The organism is Lacinutrix sp. MEBiC02404, assembly GCF_053601575.1.
Window position 1 is genome coordinate 113561 of record NZ_JBSHNV010000108.1, and the last position, 16545, is coordinate 130105.

Annotated in this window: 19 protein-coding genes; 12 read left to right on the forward strand and 7 right to left on the reverse strand. The window is 33.4% G+C overall.

Going from position 1 to position 16545, the window contains the following annotated elements; all coding sequences use genetic code 11:
• Positions 1 to 5 precede the first annotated feature (5 nt).
• The 3 genes from ACVCXO_RS01595 to ACVCXO_RS01605 are packed head-to-tail and all read left to right on the forward strand — an operon-like array spanning position 6 to position 3272.
• Positions 6 to 893, forward strand: a complete 888-nt coding sequence (locus tag ACVCXO_RS01595) for a hypothetical protein (protein WP_452227852.1) — start codon at positions 6 to 8, stop codon at positions 891 to 893.
• A gap of 14 nt (positions 894 to 907) precedes the next feature.
• Entirely contained in the window at positions 908 to 1762 is an 855-nt protein-coding gene (locus ACVCXO_RS01600) for a restriction endonuclease (RefSeq protein ID WP_452227853.1), read from the forward strand.
• Positions 1763 to 1814: 52 nt separating this feature from the next.
• A complete protein-coding gene (locus ACVCXO_RS01605) occupies positions 1815 to 3272 on the forward strand; it encodes an NAD(P)/FAD-dependent oxidoreductase (protein WP_452227854.1) in 1458 nt (485 codons plus the stop codon).
• A 204-nt stretch (positions 3273 to 3476) separates the two neighbouring features.
• Here ACVCXO_RS01605 and pncA read toward each other — a convergent pair whose 3' ends face one another.
• From pncA to ACVCXO_RS01620, 3 genes are all read right to left on the reverse strand, one after another.
• Positions 3477 to 4082: a bifunctional nicotinamidase/pyrazinamidase gene (pncA, locus tag ACVCXO_RS01610; RefSeq protein WP_452227855.1), complete on the reverse strand. Its 606-nt coding sequence runs from the start codon at positions 4080 to 4082 to the stop codon at positions 3477 to 3479.
• A gap of 2 nt (positions 4083 to 4084) precedes the next feature.
• Positions 4085 to 5482: a nicotinate phosphoribosyltransferase gene (locus ACVCXO_RS01615; RefSeq protein WP_452227856.1), complete on the reverse strand. Its 1398-nt coding sequence runs from the start codon at positions 5480 to 5482 to the stop codon at positions 4085 to 4087.
• 93 nt (positions 5483 to 5575) lie between these two features.
• Entirely contained in the window at positions 5576 to 6574 is a 999-nt protein-coding gene (locus ACVCXO_RS01620) for a metal-dependent hydrolase (protein WP_452227857.1), read from the reverse strand.
• A 293-nt stretch (positions 6575 to 6867) separates the two neighbouring features.
• Between ACVCXO_RS01620 and ACVCXO_RS01625 the strand changes: the two genes are divergently transcribed.
• From ACVCXO_RS01625 to ACVCXO_RS01665, 9 genes are all read left to right on the forward strand, one after another.
• Positions 6868 to 8175: a TolC family protein gene (locus ACVCXO_RS01625; protein ID WP_452227858.1), complete on the forward strand. Its 1308-nt coding sequence runs from the start codon at positions 6868 to 6870 to the stop codon at positions 8173 to 8175.
• A gap of 112 nt (positions 8176 to 8287) precedes the next feature.
• A complete protein-coding gene (locus ACVCXO_RS01630; RefSeq protein WP_452227859.1) occupies positions 8288 to 9406 on the forward strand; it encodes an efflux RND transporter periplasmic adaptor subunit in 1119 nt (372 codons plus the stop codon).
• A 225-nt stretch (positions 9407 to 9631) separates the two neighbouring features.
• Positions 9632 to 12826 carry an efflux RND transporter permease subunit gene (locus ACVCXO_RS01635; protein WP_452227860.1) on the forward strand — a complete coding sequence of 1065 codons (3195 nt, stop codon included), beginning with the start codon at positions 9632 to 9634 and terminating at the stop codon, positions 12824 to 12826.
• Between the two features lie 95 nt (positions 12827 to 12921).
• A complete protein-coding gene (locus tag ACVCXO_RS01640; protein WP_452227861.1) occupies positions 12922 to 13227 on the forward strand; it encodes a hypothetical protein in 306 nt (101 codons plus the stop codon).
• 19 nt (positions 13228 to 13246) lie between these two features.
• Positions 13247 to 13456 carry a YgaP family membrane protein gene (locus tag ACVCXO_RS01645; protein WP_452227862.1) on the forward strand — a complete coding sequence of 70 codons (210 nt, stop codon included), beginning with the start codon at positions 13247 to 13249 and terminating at the stop codon, positions 13454 to 13456.
• Positions 13457 to 13528: 72 nt separating this feature from the next.
• Entirely contained in the window at positions 13529 to 14083 is a 555-nt protein-coding gene (locus ACVCXO_RS01650; protein ID WP_452227863.1) for a YeeE/YedE family protein, read from the forward strand.
• 2 nt (positions 14084 to 14085) lie between these two features.
• Positions 14086 to 14499, forward strand: a complete 414-nt coding sequence (locus ACVCXO_RS01655; RefSeq protein WP_452227864.1) for a DUF6691 family protein — start codon at positions 14086 to 14088, stop codon at positions 14497 to 14499.
• A 77-nt stretch (positions 14500 to 14576) separates the two neighbouring features.
• Positions 14577 to 14915, forward strand: a complete 339-nt coding sequence (locus ACVCXO_RS01660) for a DUF4870 domain-containing protein (RefSeq protein WP_452227865.1) — start codon at positions 14577 to 14579, stop codon at positions 14913 to 14915.
• Between the two features lie 4 nt (positions 14916 to 14919).
• Positions 14920 to 15147 (forward strand): hypothetical protein, encoded by a 228-nt coding sequence (locus tag ACVCXO_RS01665; RefSeq protein WP_452227866.1) that lies wholly within the window; start codon positions 14920 to 14922, stop codon positions 15145 to 15147.
• A gap of 105 nt (positions 15148 to 15252) precedes the next feature.
• On the opposite strand, the gene ACVCXO_RS01670 is transcribed toward ACVCXO_RS01665, so the two are convergent.
• The 4 genes from ACVCXO_RS01670 to ACVCXO_RS01685 all read right to left on the reverse strand — a co-directional run bounded on the left by ACVCXO_RS01670 (position 15253) and on the right by ACVCXO_RS01685 (position 16458).
• Positions 15253 to 15597, reverse strand: a complete 345-nt coding sequence (locus ACVCXO_RS01670; RefSeq protein ID WP_452227867.1) for a hypothetical protein — start codon at positions 15595 to 15597, stop codon at positions 15253 to 15255.
• Between the two features lie 190 nt (positions 15598 to 15787).
• Positions 15788 to 15964, reverse strand: coding sequence for a hypothetical protein (locus tag ACVCXO_RS01675; protein ID WP_452227870.1), 177 nt, complete (start codon positions 15962 to 15964; stop codon positions 15788 to 15790).
• A gap of 70 nt (positions 15965 to 16034) precedes the next feature.
• On the reverse strand, positions 16035 to 16211 hold the full coding sequence (locus ACVCXO_RS01680; protein WP_452227868.1) for a hypothetical protein: 177 nt from the start codon (positions 16209 to 16211) through the stop codon (positions 16035 to 16037).
• A 70-nt stretch (positions 16212 to 16281) separates the two neighbouring features.
• Complete coding sequence (locus tag ACVCXO_RS01685; protein WP_452227871.1) at positions 16282 to 16458, reverse strand: hypothetical protein; 177 nt, start codon at positions 16456 to 16458, stop codon at positions 16282 to 16284.
• Between the last annotated feature and the right edge of the window lie 87 nt (positions 16459 to 16545).

The following is a 16545-nucleotide window of genomic DNA, read 5'->3' on the forward strand; positions in this document are numbered from 1 at the left end:
TAAAAATGAAAGTGTACATCTTGTTTATGTGTTTGTGTTCATCACATGTTGTTTTTTCGCAAAAAGATGTGGATACAATACCACATCTCGATTTGTACAAAATAGCATTAATCAATCAAACAGATAGTTATATCACATTCCCAACAGATATTGGAAATATAGAATCTTTAATGTTTGAAGCAAATCTAAATCCGTCATTTGTTATTAGAAAACGAAAGGATTCTAAACTAATGGCAGTGTTAACACCGCAAATTACCATTAGGATGTATAAAGAAGATTCGTATCCTGTTCGTACACCAAGTTACATTCCTCAGATTTCCCTTTATTACCTAGCTAACAAAAAAGAAGCACTTAGCTATTTGGTTTTCTTCGGAAAAATAGCACATCATTCTAACGGACAAGATGGTAACTTTTACAACGAAGAGGACGCAATCAACTTACAAACAGGAAATTTTGCTACTAATTTTGTTGAATTTGGCTTTCTTAAAACGGCATATAGTAACAAGCTTAAAGCAATAAAAACTTTAAAAAGTGCAATGGAAATTCATCCGAAAAGTTGGATGCTTGATGAGTTACAAGGTAAGTATAGTGGTTTAAGATGGCATAATGCATTTACATCGTTTAAGTTTCCTCTTAAAATATCGAAGAACAATAGAGCTAATTTTTCTTTAAAAGTGGAAACAACATTTATGCTTGATAATTATAAAGACTTGGATGTTTTTGATTTAGATAGATGCAATGCAAGTCTTACCTTTTATTACCATCCAAAGTTTTTAGAAGATATAGGTTTGTTTGTTCAGTTTTATCACGGAATGGATTATTACAATATATATTTTGAGCATCAATTATCAATTATTCGATTTGGAATTATGACAGAAATTCTAAGATTTTAAAACGTTTAAGTATCATGGAAAAACAAATTTATATTAAAAAGAGTAATGATGAGATCGAACTTTTTTCATTCGAAAAATTAAGACAATCCCTTCAATCAGCTAAAGCATCTAAAGAATTAGTTGAAACTATAGTGAAAAGAATGCAACCAGATATCTATGATGGTATGTCTTCCAATGAAATCTATAAAAAAGCCTTCTCCTTATTAAAAGAACAAAACAAAGTGTCTGCTTCTCGTTACAGCTTAAAACGTGCTATTTTCGATTTAGGGCCAACAGGTTTTCCTTTTGAGAGATTGGTTGGTGCGTTATTAAAAGAAAAAGGATATAAAACTAAAGTAAGTGTCATTTTAAATGGTGCTTGCGTGACTCATGAAATGGACGTATTGGCAGAAAAAGATGGAAATGTATATGCTATTGAATGTAAGTTTCATTCCGATGCTAAAGCTACAAGTAACGTTAAAGTTCCCTTATATATTAATTCTAGATTTTTAGATATTCAAGAGCAATGGAATTCTAATTCAGACAATAAAACACATTTAAAACAAGGTTGGTTGGTAACCAATACCAGATTTACAGAAGATGCCATTAATTATGCGAAATGTGTTGGTTTAACTTTGTTAAGTTGGGATTATCCAAAAAATAATGGATTAAAAGCAAATATAGATTCCTTGGCTTTATATCCTGTGACTGCATTAACAACATTAAATAAAAAAGAAAAGCATCAGCTAATTGAATTGGATGTTATTTTAGTAAAGGAACTAATTAATGCAACAGAGAAAATGAAAAATATAGGATTATCAGATTTAAGAATGCAGCGTGTTTTAACGGAAGTGAAAAAATTGTGTATTATTAATCCTTCTGTAACCTAAGTTACTGTACAATTTTAAAAAGAGAATTACCTTTATTAAAAATATATATAATATGGCTAAAATTGTAATTCTAGGAGCAGGAATTTCTGGTCACGTTGCAGCAACTCATTTACGTAGAAAACTGCCGAAAAAACATGAAGTTGTGGTTGTTTCACCTAACAGTAATTACCAATGGGTTCCTTCTAATATTTGGGTTGGAATTGGTAGAATGAAATCGGAAAAAATCTATTTCCCATTAGAACCTTTATATAAAAAGAAGGGTATTGGTTATAAACAAGCCAAAGCCATTTCGTTTTTTCCTGAAGGAGATAAAACCGAAGAGAAACCTTATGTTTTATCGGAATATGTTGCCGGAAATAATAAAGGACAACAAGAAAAAATAACCTATGATTATTTAATTAATGCTACTGGTCCGAAATTAAATTTTGAAGCAACCGAAGGTTTAATTCCTGGTAAAAATAAAGCGTATTCTGTTTGTACCTATACACATGCAGACCATGCTTGGGAAGGATTAAACACCTTGATTCAAGAAATGAAAGCTGGTAAAAAAGCCAAAATTTTAATTGGAACAGGACATGCAAAATCTACCTGCCAAGGTGCTGCTTTTGAATATATATTGAATGTGGAAAAAGAATTGTGCAGGCATAATGTTCGCGATATGGCAGAAGTTACTTGGATTGCAAATGAACATAAATTAGGCGATTTCGGTATGGATGGTATGTTGTTGAGTTATGGCAGTATGACTATGAAATCTAGTGAAATGGTAGAAATGATTTTTGAAGACAGAGATATAAAATGGATACTTGGAGCAGGAGTCAATAAAATTGAAGATGGTTTAGCACATTACGAAAATTTAGAAGGGGAATATAAAACAGAATCCTATGATTTTGCAATGTTAATTCCTTCATTTTCTGGTCATGGTTTTAAAGCGTATGATAAAAATGAAAAGGACATTACAGAGAAGTTGTTTAAAGGATTTATGATTGTCGACGCAGATTATACACCAAAACCATATGAAGAATGGTCTGTTAAAGATTGGCCAGAAACGTATCAGAATCCAAGTTACAAAAATATTTTTGCGCCAGGAATTGCATTTGCACCTCCTCATGCTATTTCTAGACCAAGAACTAGTAAAAATGGGACTGTTATTTCTCCTGCACCACCAAGAACAGGAATGCCTTCTGGTATTACCGCAAAATTAGTTGCAGATAATATTATCGATTCTATAAAAAGTGGAAATGAATCGCTAAATCATAAAGGATCTATGGGAAATATGGGAGCAGCTTGTATTGCTTCTGCTGGTTACGGTATGACATCCGGAAGTGGCGTAAGTATTACAACGTTTCCAATTGTTCCAGATTATGAAAAATATCCAAAAACTCAAGGTCGGCAATTAGGGAAAACCTTTGGGGAAATTGGTTTAGCAGGGCATTGGTTGAAACTAGCTTTGCATTATGCCTTTATATATAAAGCTAAAATGAAACCTTTTTGGTGGTTGATTCCAGAATAAAACAAGTATGCATTCGCAGTATTTAGTAAGCAGTAAAAAATAGAAATCATGACACAAAGAATTTCAAAATATCAAAGATTTAAAATGATGAATCCTATTATTCAGTTTTTTAAATTTATTTATTTAAGTATAAAAATAATGTTAGTTGTTGCTGGCGGACATGGAGGCACGAGAAAGGTTAGTTGATGCAGTGGTTTCTTTGTTCTATAAAGACGCTGATGTTATAATATGCACACCCATTGCTATCATCTGTTTTTTAATGTTTTCAAATTCTCCTGTATTTAATGCTTTTGAAGCATCTTCAATAAAGAAGCAGTCAAAACCTTCCTTAATACCATCACAAATAGAAAAGTAAACACAAATATCTGAAGCAAGACCACAAAAATATAGTTGGGTTGTTCCTTTTTCTTTTAAATAACCAGTTAATCCGGTTGGCTTTAAGTGATTGTTGTCATAAAAGGCACTATAACTATCCACGTTTTTATCGGTTCCTTTTCTAAAAATAGCTTCGTATTTTGTAGTGTCTAATTCCGAATGCAATTTAGCACCTTCGCTGCCTTGTATACAATGTTCTGGCCATAAGGTTTGCATTTGTCCACGCCATTCTATGGTCTCAAAATTAGATTTCCCGTCCTGATTTATAGCAAAGCTAGAATGTTCTTTAGGATGCCAATCTTGCGTTGCTACTATCCAATCAAATCTATCTTGTATGCTATTTATTATCGGTATAATTTTATTACCATTAGGAACAGCAAGGGATCCGCCAGGCATAAAATCATTTTGTGCATCAATCACTAAAAGTGTTTTCATATTTAGCTTTTATGTTGGTTAATAAGATTATTTCGTTCTTTTTTAAGTTGGCTACTAAGTCCGATTTTATAGGTATGCGGATTCTGAAAACGCTTATATTCATTAGGGAGTTGTGCTAAACGGGATTGCGAATATTGTGCAATTTCTGTAACTGTTCTAACCGGTGCCACACGTTTACCATGCTCCATGACTAATTCTAATAAAGGTTCTTTTTTAAGGGTACTAATATCTATTTGTTTCGTAATATCAAAAGGATGTTCCATTTGGTCTATTTCACCTTCAGAAAAAATAGCCACCGCATCTGCACCATAAAACATACCATCGGCATCTATCATTCGGTATACTTGCTTTTTAAAAGGCAACGATACTTTTATAATGTTTTCAGATAGTTTAATTCGTGGAGCACCATTGTATTCCGATAATTTATAAACACCATCTAATGCAGCATCTGGTCTTCCGGTAACTAGATTGGTTCCAACACCAAAAACATCAATAGGTGCGTTTTGTTCTTTTAAACTTTTTATAACAAATTCGTCTAACTGATTGGAAACAACAATTTTTACATAATCCAAGTCCGCAGCATCTAAAACCGCTCTGGCTTTTTTAGATAAATAGGCTAAATCGCCGCTATCCAAACGTATTCCAAACAATTGCTCTCCTCTTTCTTCCATTTCTTTTGCTACTATAATGGCATTTGGAAGTCCTAGTTTTAAAGTGTTATACGTGTCTATTAACAGCACACAGTTTTTAGGTCGTACTTGTGCAAAATCGCGAAAAGCTTCTAATTCATTATCATAGCTCTGAATAAAAGCGTGCGCCATTGTACCTGTAGATGGAATATTGTAGTCTTCTGCTGCTTTCACATTACTAGTACTGTCAAAACCACCAATTGCAGCCGCTCTAGACGCATAATAGCCACCAGTAGCATGTGCGCGACGTAAACCCATATCTAATAATATAGCATCTTTAGCACTGTATCGTATTCTGCTTGCCTTGGTTGCTATTAGGGTTTGAAAATTAAGAATATTAAGTAAAAGTGTTTCTATGATTTGTGCTTCAATAATATTGGCTTCTACTTGTAAAATAGGGCGGTTAGGAAAAACAAGATCACCTTCTTTGCTGGACCGAATACTCCCTTTAAAACTAAAATTTTTCAAGTAGTCTAAAAACTCGTTTTCAAATCCCTTTTGTTTTAAGTATGAGATATCGGAATCTGAAAATTTTAATGATTCTAAAATATCTAATACATCTTCTAATCCGGCAAATATGGCATACCCATTATCAAAAGGATTACGACGATAATAATAATCAAATACAGCTTTACCGTTTGGTTTCGTAACAAAGTAGACTTGTGCCATGGTAATTTGATATAGATCGGTATAAGCAGCAGTAATGTCCATAAATTTATAAGTTTAGTTTACAAGATATTCAAAATTTGAAAGACTTCTAATTCCAAAATTGAAAGATGTTAATAGTTAATTGTTTTGTTGAAATTAATTTCCTTTTAATCGTTGCCATAATTCTGTTAGCAGTTTTTTTCCATCGCGATTATTTTTAGGTTCTTCCGTAAATGTAACTTTCCCAGAAGCATCTACATCTAGACTATATTTAAAAACAAAGTTGTCCGATTTTGGCGTTACACTTAACAATCCAAATCGTAAATCATTAAAATAAAGACTCTCATCTTTTTTAGAAATAGTATACCATCCTTTGGAAATAGATATCATACGTTGCACTTTTTCGTTTGTCACTAGATTCCCTAAAAGCGCGTGATTTTTAGGATAGCTTTCAAAAGTGATCGGTTTCGTATCCAAAAAGGAATAATTAGCTAATAAATAGGCGTCTTCCGTTTCTACATTGGCACTCCAAAGTATCGTATTTAAAGGAGAAGGTCTCGTGTCTATTTGTAAATAGGCTATGTTCTGGTTTTTTAAAGCCGCTTCAAATTGAGTAAATGCCATGCCTTTTAAAAAGAAGGTAAGTAGTAAATAAGAAGAACTTACTATTAACCCAATTTTATTATACAAACGACGCTTTTTAGAGGTTCTTTTTTGTCGCATGGCAAGAATTAAAAACACTAAAAAAGGCACTGTATATAAGGGATCAATAACAAATATAGTCTTGAATGCTAATCGTAGATCAAAAGGCCAAAAGAGTTGTGTTCCCCAAGTGGTATGTGCGTCTAAAATTGGATGCGTGACAAAGGACCAGAAGAATAACCAAGACCAATTTTTAAAGTTCTTATAGGTCTCATATCGAGAAACAATCCACCCAAAAATGGGAGCAAAAAGTACAGAAAACACAATGGAATGTGTAAATCCGCGATGTATGGAAAGTGCAGAAACGGTATCTGTAAAAAAGGAAGCAAAGACATCAAAGTCCGGTATAGTACCAGCAATAGCTCCATAAAGCATTGCTTTGTTTCCAACTTTCTTTCCTAAAACAGCTTCTCCTACAGCTGCTCCTAATACTATTTGCGTTAATGAATCCATATAGCATGCAAAAGTAAGGGATACCAATATAATTATACTAATACTTTATTTTAAAGTTCCTTTTTTACTTGGTTAATAAAACGGTACTTATACGTGTGTTTTTCATTATTTTATGTGTGCTTAATTAATTATTGGCCAGTGTTTTATATGATAATTATCAGTGTATGCCCTTTTTGTTTGTTTTAATTTAGAACAATTAATGGTGCCTTAATTCAAATTACTTTTCTTAAGTAACCTATGTTACTGACTAAAGTATATTCCTGAAGTATTTTTGTACTGTAAATTAATAAGGAATGAAAAAAAATATTTATATATCTGCATTACTTTTTGTTTTCAGCGTGACTGTAAAAGCACAAGAAGTAGTAGCTATTACAAAAACGGAAGTTTTATCTAAAGTGTCTGAAAATAACACAAGTATAAAAATTTCTGAAGAAGAATTTAAACAAGCTAAAGCAGATTATAGTCAGACCAACGCTGTGTTTTTACCAAACATTACAGCAAGTCATACGGGAATTGCAACTACAAATCCGTTAATGGCTTTTGGATCTAAATTAAATCAAGAAATTTTAACGGCTAACGATTTTAATCCAGCGTTATTAAACAATCCTTCGCAGATTGAAAACTATGCTACCAAGTTCGAAATTCAGCAACCGCTAATTAATTTAGATGGCGTTTACCAGCGCAAAGCTGCAAAGACTAAAATGGAAGCGATGTCTTTAAAAACGGAGCGTACGCAAGATTATTTAGTGTTTGAAGTAGAAAAAGCATACATGCAATTACAATTGGCATATAAAGCAGTTGTTGTTTTAGAAAAAGCATTAGATGCTGCAAATGTCAATAATAAATTAGCAGACGATAGTTTTAAACAAGGCTATTTGCAACGTGCAGATGTGTTAAATGTAGAAGTACGAGTGACGGAAGTTCAAAATCAATTACAAACCGCTAAGAGTAATGTGCAAAATGCTTCCAATTATTTGTCCTTTTTAATTAATGATGAAACTTACGTGGTGTACCTACCAACAGATGAATTGACTGTTACTGCTTTTACTATTGAAGATAAAAAGGTTTCCGAAAACCGATCGGATATTAAAGCAATGCAATTATCTTCAAATGCTTACGAAGCTATGAATAAAGCAGACCGAATGGCGTTTTTGCCAAGACTGAATGCTTTTGGAAGTTATGAGTTATACGATGATCAAATTTTTCAGGGGGATGCCAATGGGTATTTATTTGGAGCACAATTAAGTTGGGATATTTTTCAAGGTTCGAAACGTTTTGGAAAAGCGAAAAAAAGTAAGTCCCAATTTGAACAATCGAAGTTAGAATACCAACAATATGTATCTAAAAGTAATTTAGAATTAAACAAAGCGAAACGCGCTTTTTTGGATGCCGAAAATAAATTAAAACTAACCACTTTAGCATTAGAACAATCGGAAGAATCTTTACGAATTAGAACCAATAGGTTTAAAGAAGGTTTAGAAAAAACATCCGATTTGTTAATTGCCGAAACAAAATATGCACAAAAGCAATTAGAGTATTACCAAACCATTTTTGAATACAATTATGCACAAGCATACTTACAATTTTTAACCAAAGAATAAAAGAGAAACAAGACAATAGAACCAAGAATCAAGATTGATTTTCTTGAGTTTACAGGACTAAAAACTGTCACACTGAGCGAAGTCGAAGTGTCTTAAATAAAAAAGAATAATGATGAAAAAAACATATACAATCCTAGTGCTTTCTGTAACGCTATTAGTCGCAAGTTGTGGTAGCGAAGACCAAAAACCAGTTGTAGATAATTCGCCAGCAATTAGCGTAAAAACGAGTCAGGTGGAAGCAAATGGAAACAGTCCATTCTTATCTGTTAGCGGAAAAATTCAAGCTTCAAACAGTGCGGATTTAAGTACTAGAATGATGGGTTATGTCAATAAGGTGCACGTTAATGTTGGTGATAAAGTACAAAAGGGCCAGTTATTAGTTTCTATAAATAATAGCGATTTACAAGCTAAAAGAGCACAAGTAAATGCGGGAATCACCGAAGCTACTGTTGCTTTAAATAATGCTCAAAAAGATTATAGTCGTTTTAAGAATTTGTTTGCAGATCAAAGTGCATCGCAAAAAGAAATGGATGATATGACTGCTAATTTTGAAATGGCAAAAGCGCGAGTAGAAGCAGCAAACCAAATGAAAAACGAAATTAACGCACAATTTGCCTACAGCAATATTACTGCTCCTTTTAGTGGAACGGTAACTAGTAAAAACGTGGAGGCCGGTAATATGGCAAATCCAGGAGTGCCTTTAATAAGTATGGAAACTCCAGGAAATTTTGAAGTGATGGCTATGGTTCCGGAATCTGAGATTTCTGAAATTAAAAAAGGAACGACCGTAGATGTGTTGGTGAAATCGATAAACCAAACTATGAAAGGAGAAGTTACAGAGGTAAGTACTTCTGCTAAAAATACTGGCGGACAATATTTAGTGAAAATAGAATTAGAGAAAACAGATGCTAAAATCTTATCCGGAATGTTTACAACCGTTCAATTTCCCGTGGAAAGAAAAGCGAAATCCACAATGGTTTTAATTCCGAAGGATGCAATAATTACTAACGGACAATTATCGGGAGTGTATACCGCAAGCCAAAGCAATACTGCCATGTTACGTTGGTTGCGTTTAGGTAGAACTTACGGGAATCAAATAGAAGTGTTATCCGGTTTAAATGCAGACGAAGCATATATTATTTCTGCAGAAGGAAAACTTTACAATGGTGCTAAAATTATCTCATCCTCAGTCCTTCCCAAAGGGAAGGAAACCAGTACGGAAAGAAACTAAATAGTTGTCCTGCGAGGTTTCTAAAACCTTGTAGGTATTAAATAAAAGGAGTATCACGATGTATCGCGTTAAGGATAGAAACGACATCCTTTTTACGTCAGTTCGAGTGCATTTGCCCAAGCAAATTTGTATCGAGAACAAGTAAAAAGATATAGTGGATAGCCTGTTAAAACGCCCAAAATATAAAGATTACCTCCTTTGAGGTAGCTAAAAAAAGTAATAATTATGAAAGAAGGTATCGCAGGAAAAATTGCCAAAGTCTTTATGCAATCGAAGTTAACCGTGTTGTTAATGATTGTATTTATGGTAGTTGGTGTGTATAGTTCATTTTTAATTCCGCGGGAGGAAGAGCCACAAATTGATGTGCCAATGGCAGATATTTTTGTTGGATATCCAGGAGCAAGTCCTACGGAAGTAGAATCTCGAGTGATAAAGCCATTAGAGCAATTAATTTCGAATATCAAAGGTGTAGAATATGTGTATTCTACCTCGATGAAAGAGCAAGGAATGGTCATCGTGCAATTTTATGTTGGCGAAGATATTGAGCGTTCGTTTGTAAAATTATACAACGAGATCAACAAGCACATGGACGAAATGCCACAAGGTGTAACGTTTCCATTAGTAAAAACACGTGCTATTGATGATGTGCCCATGTTAGGTTTAACTTTATGGAGTGAAAATTATGACGATTACCAATTGAGTCAAATGGCGCAAGAATTGGAAGCAGAAATTAAAAAGGTAAACGATGTTTCGACAACCCATAAAATTGGTGGTAGAAATCGTCAATTACGCGTGGTTTTAGATAAAGATAAATTGGCGGCTAGTGGATTGGATTTCTTGTCTGTTTCTGAAATGATTACAGCGAATAATAGCCAATTAAGTTCCGGTAGTTTTGATAAAAATGATACGGAATTCCTTGTGAATACTGGAAAGTTTTTAGAATCGGTTACCGATGTGGAGAATTTGGTGGTTGGCGTGCAGCAAAATCAGCCAATCTACTTAAAGCAAGTTGCTAAAATTTTGGATGGACCAGAAGTACCACAGAATTATGTGAGTTTAGGATTTGGAAAAGGAGGAGAAAAATCTTTGGATTATAAATCGGAATACCCAGCGGTTACCATTTCTGTTGCAAAACGAAAAGGCGCTGATGCCATGAAGCTTTCGGAAATCATTATAGATAAAGTAGCGCATTTACGTAGCACTTTAATTCCGGATGATGTACATGTAGAGATTACTAGAAACTATGGGGAAACAGCATCGCATAAAGTATCCGAATTGTTGTGGCACCTTATCGGTTCTATCTTTGCAGTAACACTTGTGGTAATGTTAGCGATGGGTTGGCGTGGTGGATTGGTGGTGTTTTTATCGGTTCCTATTACCTTTGCATTAACGTTGTTGAGTTATTATATGATGGATTATACTCTGAATCGAATTACATTATTTGCTTTAGTATTTGTAACTGGAATTGTGGTGGATGACTCGATTATTATTGCCGAAAATATGCATAGGCATTTTAAAATGAAACGCTTGCCTTTTAAAGATGCTGCTCTATATGCGATTAATGAGGTTGGAAATCCTACTATTTTAGCAACATTTACAGTAATTGCTTCGGTATTACCTATGGCTTTTGTTTCTGGTTTAATGGGGCCTTATATGGCGCCAATGCCAATTGGAGCTTCAATAGCAATGATCTTATCGTTGTTTGTAGCCTTAACAATTACACCTTATTTAGGTTATATTTTTTTAAGAGAAAAAGATAAGAAAGGCGCGGTCGAAAAACCACAGAAAGCAGTTGAAGACACGCTTATTTATAAAGTCTATAATAGGTTTGAGCGTCCGTTGTTAGAAAGTAAGGCAAAACGTTGGTTGTTTTTAGGAGGAACATTTTTGGTGTTAATGGTAACTATGGTATTGTTTTTTACCAAATCGGTAGCGGTTAAAATGTTGCCTTTTGACAATAAAAATGAATTTCAGGTAGTCATTGATATGCCAGAAGGTACCACCTTAGAACGTACAGGAGTTGTAGCTCAAGAAGTATCACAGTATTTATCTACAAGACCAGAAGTGGTGAATTATCAAAATTATGTAGGTACATCTGCGCCAATTACTTTTAACGGTTTGGTACGTCATTATGATTTACGTGGCGGATCTAATATGGCAGATATTCAAGTGAATTTAATTGATAAAGGAGAACGTGATATTCAAAGTCATGGGATTGCAAAATTAATGCGTCCAGACATTCAGAAGATAGCAGCAAAATATAATGCGAATATAAAATTAGTCGAAGTACCACCAGGACCACCAGTAATGTCCACTATTGTTGCTGAAGTTTATGGGCCAGATTATAACGAGCAAATTAGAATAGCCAATAGTGTTCAGGATATCTTAAAAAATACAGAAGATGTAGTGGATATCGATTGGATGGTAGAAGCAGATCAAACGGAATATCAATTCGATATTGATAAAGAAAAAGCAATGCTGTATGGTGTGGCTCCACAACAAATAGCATACACCATGAATATGGCATTGTCGAACAGACCTATCACGAATTTATATGATGAAAATGCGGTACATCAAGTCGGTTTAGTATTGGCTTTAGATGAAAAGGAAAAATCCACTATTTCAGATATTTCACAATTAAAAGTAAAATCGAAACAAGGCAATATGGTTCCTATTGCAGATTTGGTGGATATTAAACAAACCATAGCTGCTAAAAGTATTTCTCGTAAAAATCAAAAACGAGTGGTTTATGTCATGGCAGATATGGCCGGAGCATTAGAAAGTCCTGCGTATGCTATTCTAGGAATGGAAGAAAAGTTAAAAGAAATTCCGTTGCCAAAAGGCTTTGAATTAAATGAAATGTATTTGGGGCAACCAGATTTTGAAGATAATTATACTGTAAAATGGGATGGCGAATGGCAAATTACCTTAGAAGTATTTAGAGATTTAGGGATTGCCTTTTTAGGAGCTATTATCTTGATTTATATCTTAATTGTAGGATGGTTTCAAAATTTTAAAGCGCCAATTGTAATGATGGTTGCCATACCGTTATCCTTAATCGGAATTATTCTAGGGCACTGGATTATGGGAGCGTTTTTCACTGCAACTTCCTTTATTGGAATGATTGCTTTAGCAGGAATTATGGTACGAAATTCTGTCTTGCTAATTGACTTTATCAACCTTAGAACTACGGAAGGTATTCCTTTAAAACAAGCATGTATAGAAGCAGGAGCAGTGCGAACAACGCCCATTTTATTAACTGCAGGAACGGTTGTTATTGGCGCATTTGTTATTTTATTTGACCCTATTTTTCAAGGATTGGCTATCTCATTAATGGGAGGAACTATTGTTTCTACTGTGTTAACGTTGTTAGTTGTGCCATTGGTTTATTATATGATAGAGAAGAAGAATTACAAGTAATAATTGTCCCGCAGATTTCTCTGATTTCCGCAGAAAAGAATAGTGAAAATCTGCGTGAATTTGCGAAATCTACGGGAAACAAAAAACTAAAAATTATGAAATTAGTCATAGTTACAGCAGTCGAAGAATTTCAAAAAGAGGTTTTGAAATTATTCAAAAAAGCAAATATTGAAAATTTTAGTAGTTCAGATATTGATGGTTACAAAAGCGAACCGTCATTATTAATGGCTTCCAATTGGTTTTCTGTAGAAAAAGGAGGAAACGAATCGAGCATGTTTTTTTCTTTTACCGAAGATGAAAACATTGATACATTATTCCAATTAATTAAGGAATTCAATACAAATCTTGAAACCAATAATCCATTGAAAGCGGTTGTTATTCCTATTGAAAAGTCTATATAAATTTAAAAAATAAATCAAAATGTTAAATACATATTTTAGAGTAATTGTTGGTGTAATGGTATTGTTGAGTGTCATACTATCTGTTTATGTGAGTCCGAATTGGATGTGGTTTACCGTTTTTATAGGTGTGAATTTAATCCAATCCGCATTTACAAAATGGTGTTTGTTAGAAACTATTTTGCAGAAATTAGGGATTCGAAAAGAAGGAGCAAGTTGCGGTATAAAATAGATTAACTAATTTTTAGTACATATAATTTCCATAAAGTAGTTTATAGCATGTATTTTTGTTGAAATTTATTTTATGGAATTTTTCTTTCAACCTTGGCCTTGGTATATCTCCGGTTTTTTAATAGCATGCACGATGCTGGTTCTATTATTAATGGGGAAAAAGTTTGGTATGTCTTCCAACTTAAGAACCTTTTGTGCAGCATGTGGTGCAGGAAAAGTAAGTTCTTTTTTTCAGTTTGATTGGAAATCAGACAAATGGAATTTACTCGTTGTAGTAGGAGCGATGCTTGGTGGTTTTGTGGCTTCGCACTATTTATCCAATGGAGAAATGCCAGCGATAAGTGAAGCAACAAAAGTATCTTTAGAAAGTATAAATATCGCAACAAATAATGGATACTTGCCTGCGGAGTTATTTTCTATTTCCGCTTTAAGCGATATAAAAACAATACTTATTTTAATTGTTGGCGGATTACTTATTGGTTTTGGTGCTCGTTACGCAGGAGGTTGTACTTCTGGTCATGCCATTTCGGGTTTAAGCAATTTACAACTTCCGTCTTTAATTGCTGTTATCGGCTTCTTTATTGGAGGTTTGGTTATGGTTCATTTGTTATTCCCTCTAATATTTTAAAAATGAAAAGCATTTTATATATCCTTGTTGGTTTTTTCTTCGGAATAATTATGTACAAATCGGAAGCTGCTTCCTGGTTTCGTATTTACGAAATGTTTCAGTTTCAATCTTTCCACATGTACGGAATAATAGGAACAGCATTAGCTTTCGGAATTGTATTTGTTCAAGTAATTAAACGGTATAAAATAAAATCTATAGATGGTAATCCTATTGTAATTCTTCCTAAAGAAAAATCATTTTCTAGGTACATGATTGGTGGAATCATTTTCGGACTTGGTTGGGCTTTAGCAGGAGCATGTCCGGGACCTATTTTTGTGCTGGTAGGTGCAGGGTATTTACCCATATTAATTGTTTTAGCTTCTGCAACGGTTGGTACTTTTTTATACGGAATTGTAAAAGATAAATTACCGCATTAAATACCTTTGCTCTTTGTTATGTGTAACATTTTACTGTTTTGTGCGTCCTATAAGTATTCATCAATAAATCAATCATCATGAGAACAGATAAACAACTTTTAGTAATTGCACATTTAAGTCAACTAGTAACTTTGGTTATTGGTTTTGGTAGTTTAATCGTACCACTTATACTTTGGGTTACCCAAAAAGATAAAGTGCAACAAATGGATGCACATGGTAAAAACATTATTAATTTTCAGTTGAGCTTAATTGTGTACTGTATTATATGTGTACCATTAATTCTTTTATTTGGTCTTGGACTTTTAGGTTTTCTAGTTTTAGGAATCATCGCTATAGTATTTCCTATTGTAAATGCTATTAAAGCAAGTAATGGAGAAACACCAACCTATCCTTTATCTTTTAATTTTATTAGTTAGGCGTATGAAAAAGGATAGTAAATTCACAAAATATATTGGACTAGGAATCGCATTAGGTTCTTCTTTTGGAGTAACTACGGGAGCAGTTATAGGAAGTTTAAAGAACGATGTTCCTACTTGGGTTAGTTACGGAATAATCATAGGAATGATTTTAGGTCTAGTAATAAGCATTATTTACGGAAGCTTAATACAGGAGAAAACAAACATAGAAAAAAATAAAACATCAAAATAAAGACCTTTATCTTTTAATTTTATTAGTTAGTTAATTACTTAGATAAAGAACAACGCAACCTGAAAAGGTTGCGTTGTTTATTTTATAAAATGGTTGTCTAAGTCCTTATTGCTTAATAAAATTGAATGCGGAAAAATCGGCTAATAGTAAATCTCCATTAGAAGCAAACTCAAAAGTAGTGGTGATGTCCTTATTATCTTGAGATATGGTTAATATATCCTTGTCTACTTTCCAATCGATAGAAACAATATTCGAAATAACACCTTGTTCTGTATTTTTTTGATCTACTATGTATCCGGTATGGTTTTCCTCAAAGGTTAATTTGTATTCCGAATTGGCTTTAAAATCATGGCGTAACCATTCGCCAATTAAAGCATTGTTCTTGTTGTTACAAGAGAATTGCGTAACGCAAAGTGTTACCAGGAAGAATAAAGATATTCTACTTTTCATTTTTGTTAGATTAATTATTTAATTTCAATAACCAGATTTAAGGGAATCATTTTGAGGGTATTGATACGCGTAAAAGTAATAAAAAGAGTACAATATTAAAATAGTAACCGAAAAATAATTTGAGATACAAAAAAAAGCAATTCCGGAGAATTGCTTTTTTATTATTTTAAAGAAGATAAAATGTAACTATTTAGCTATTCAACATCACAGGCATTACTAACATAGTAACTTGTTCCCCTTCATCTAATCCATCTACAGGAGTTAAAATTCCAGCTCTGTTTGGTAGACTCATCATTCCTACGAAGGCAGGAATCTCTTGATTTTTTTTAAATTTTATAGCTCCCATAAAAGCAAAAAAAATACCCATTTATAAATGAGTATTTTTAATATTTAAAGGTTGTTTATCTCGATTATGAGATTCCTGCGAAGGCAGGAATTTAGCTATTCAACATCACAGGCATTACTAACATAGTAACTTGTTCCCCTTCATCTAATCCATCTACAGGAGTTAAAATTCCTGCTCTGTTTGGTAGACTCATCATTCCTGCGAAGGCAGGAATCTCTTGATTTTTTTCAAATTTTATAGCTCCCATAAAAGCAAAAAAAATACCCATTTATAAATGAGTATTTTTAATATTTAAAGGTTGTTTATCTCGATTATGAGATTCCTGCCTTCGCAGGAATTTAGCTATTTAACATCACAGGCATTACTAACATAGTAACTTGTTCTCCTTCATCTAATCCATCAACAGGAGTTAAAATTCCTGCTCTGTTTGGTAGACTCATCATTCCTGCGAAGGCAGGAATCTCTTGATTTTTTTCAAATTTTATAGCTCCCATAAAAGCAAAAAAAACACCCATTTATAAATGAGTATTTTTAATATTTAAAGGTTGTTTATCTCGATTATGAGATTCCTGCCTTCGCAGGAATTTAGCTATTTAACATCA

Coding starts and splice junctions, on each gene's coding strand:
- ACVCXO_RS01595 (WP_452227852.1), top strand. CDS start 6: ATGAAAGTGTACATCTTGTTTATGTGTTTGTGTTCATCACATGTTGTT.
- ACVCXO_RS01600 (WP_452227853.1), top strand. CDS start 908: ATGGAAAAACAAATTTATATTAAAAAGAGTAATGATGAGATCGAACTT.
- ACVCXO_RS01605 (WP_452227854.1), top strand. CDS start 1,815: ATGGCTAAAATTGTAATTCTAGGAGCAGGAATTTCTGGTCACGTTGCA.
- pncA (WP_452227855.1), bottom strand. CDS start 4,082: ATGAAAACACTTTTAGTGATTGATGCACAAAATGATTTTATGCCTGGC.
- ACVCXO_RS01615 (WP_452227856.1), bottom strand. CDS start 5,482: ATGGACATTACTGCTGCTTATACCGATCTATATCAAATTACCATGGCA.
- ACVCXO_RS01620 (WP_452227857.1), bottom strand. CDS start 6,574: ATGGATTCATTAACGCAAATAGTATTAGGAGCAGCTGTAGGAGAAGCT.
- ACVCXO_RS01625 (WP_452227858.1), top strand. CDS start 6,868: ATGAAAAAAAATATTTATATATCTGCATTACTTTTTGTTTTCAGCGTG.
- ACVCXO_RS01630 (WP_452227859.1), top strand. CDS start 8,288: ATGAAAAAAACATATACAATCCTAGTGCTTTCTGTAACGCTATTAGTC.
- ACVCXO_RS01635 (WP_452227860.1), top strand. CDS start 9,632: ATGAAAGAAGGTATCGCAGGAAAAATTGCCAAAGTCTTTATGCAATCG.
- ACVCXO_RS01640 (WP_452227861.1), top strand. CDS start 12,922: ATGAAATTAGTCATAGTTACAGCAGTCGAAGAATTTCAAAAAGAGGTT.
- ACVCXO_RS01645 (WP_452227862.1), top strand. CDS start 13,247: ATGTTAAATACATATTTTAGAGTAATTGTTGGTGTAATGGTATTGTTG.
- ACVCXO_RS01650 (WP_452227863.1), top strand. CDS start 13,529: ATGGAATTTTTCTTTCAACCTTGGCCTTGGTATATCTCCGGTTTTTTA.
- ACVCXO_RS01655 (WP_452227864.1), top strand. CDS start 14,086: ATGAAAAGCATTTTATATATCCTTGTTGGTTTTTTCTTCGGAATAATT.
- ACVCXO_RS01660 (WP_452227865.1), top strand. CDS start 14,577: ATGAGAACAGATAAACAACTTTTAGTAATTGCACATTTAAGTCAACTA.
- ACVCXO_RS01665 (WP_452227866.1), top strand. CDS start 14,920: ATGAAAAAGGATAGTAAATTCACAAAATATATTGGACTAGGAATCGCA.
- ACVCXO_RS01670 (WP_452227867.1), bottom strand. CDS start 15,597: ATGAAAAGTAGAATATCTTTATTCTTCCTGGTAACACTTTGCGTTACG.
- ACVCXO_RS01675 (WP_452227870.1), bottom strand. CDS start 15,964: ATGGGTATTTTTTTTGCTTTTATGGGAGCTATAAAATTTAAAAAAAAT.
- ACVCXO_RS01680 (WP_452227868.1), bottom strand. CDS start 16,211: ATGGGTATTTTTTTTGCTTTTATGGGAGCTATAAAATTTGAAAAAAAT.
- ACVCXO_RS01685 (WP_452227871.1), bottom strand. CDS start 16,458: ATGGGTGTTTTTTTTGCTTTTATGGGAGCTATAAAATTTGAAAAAAAT.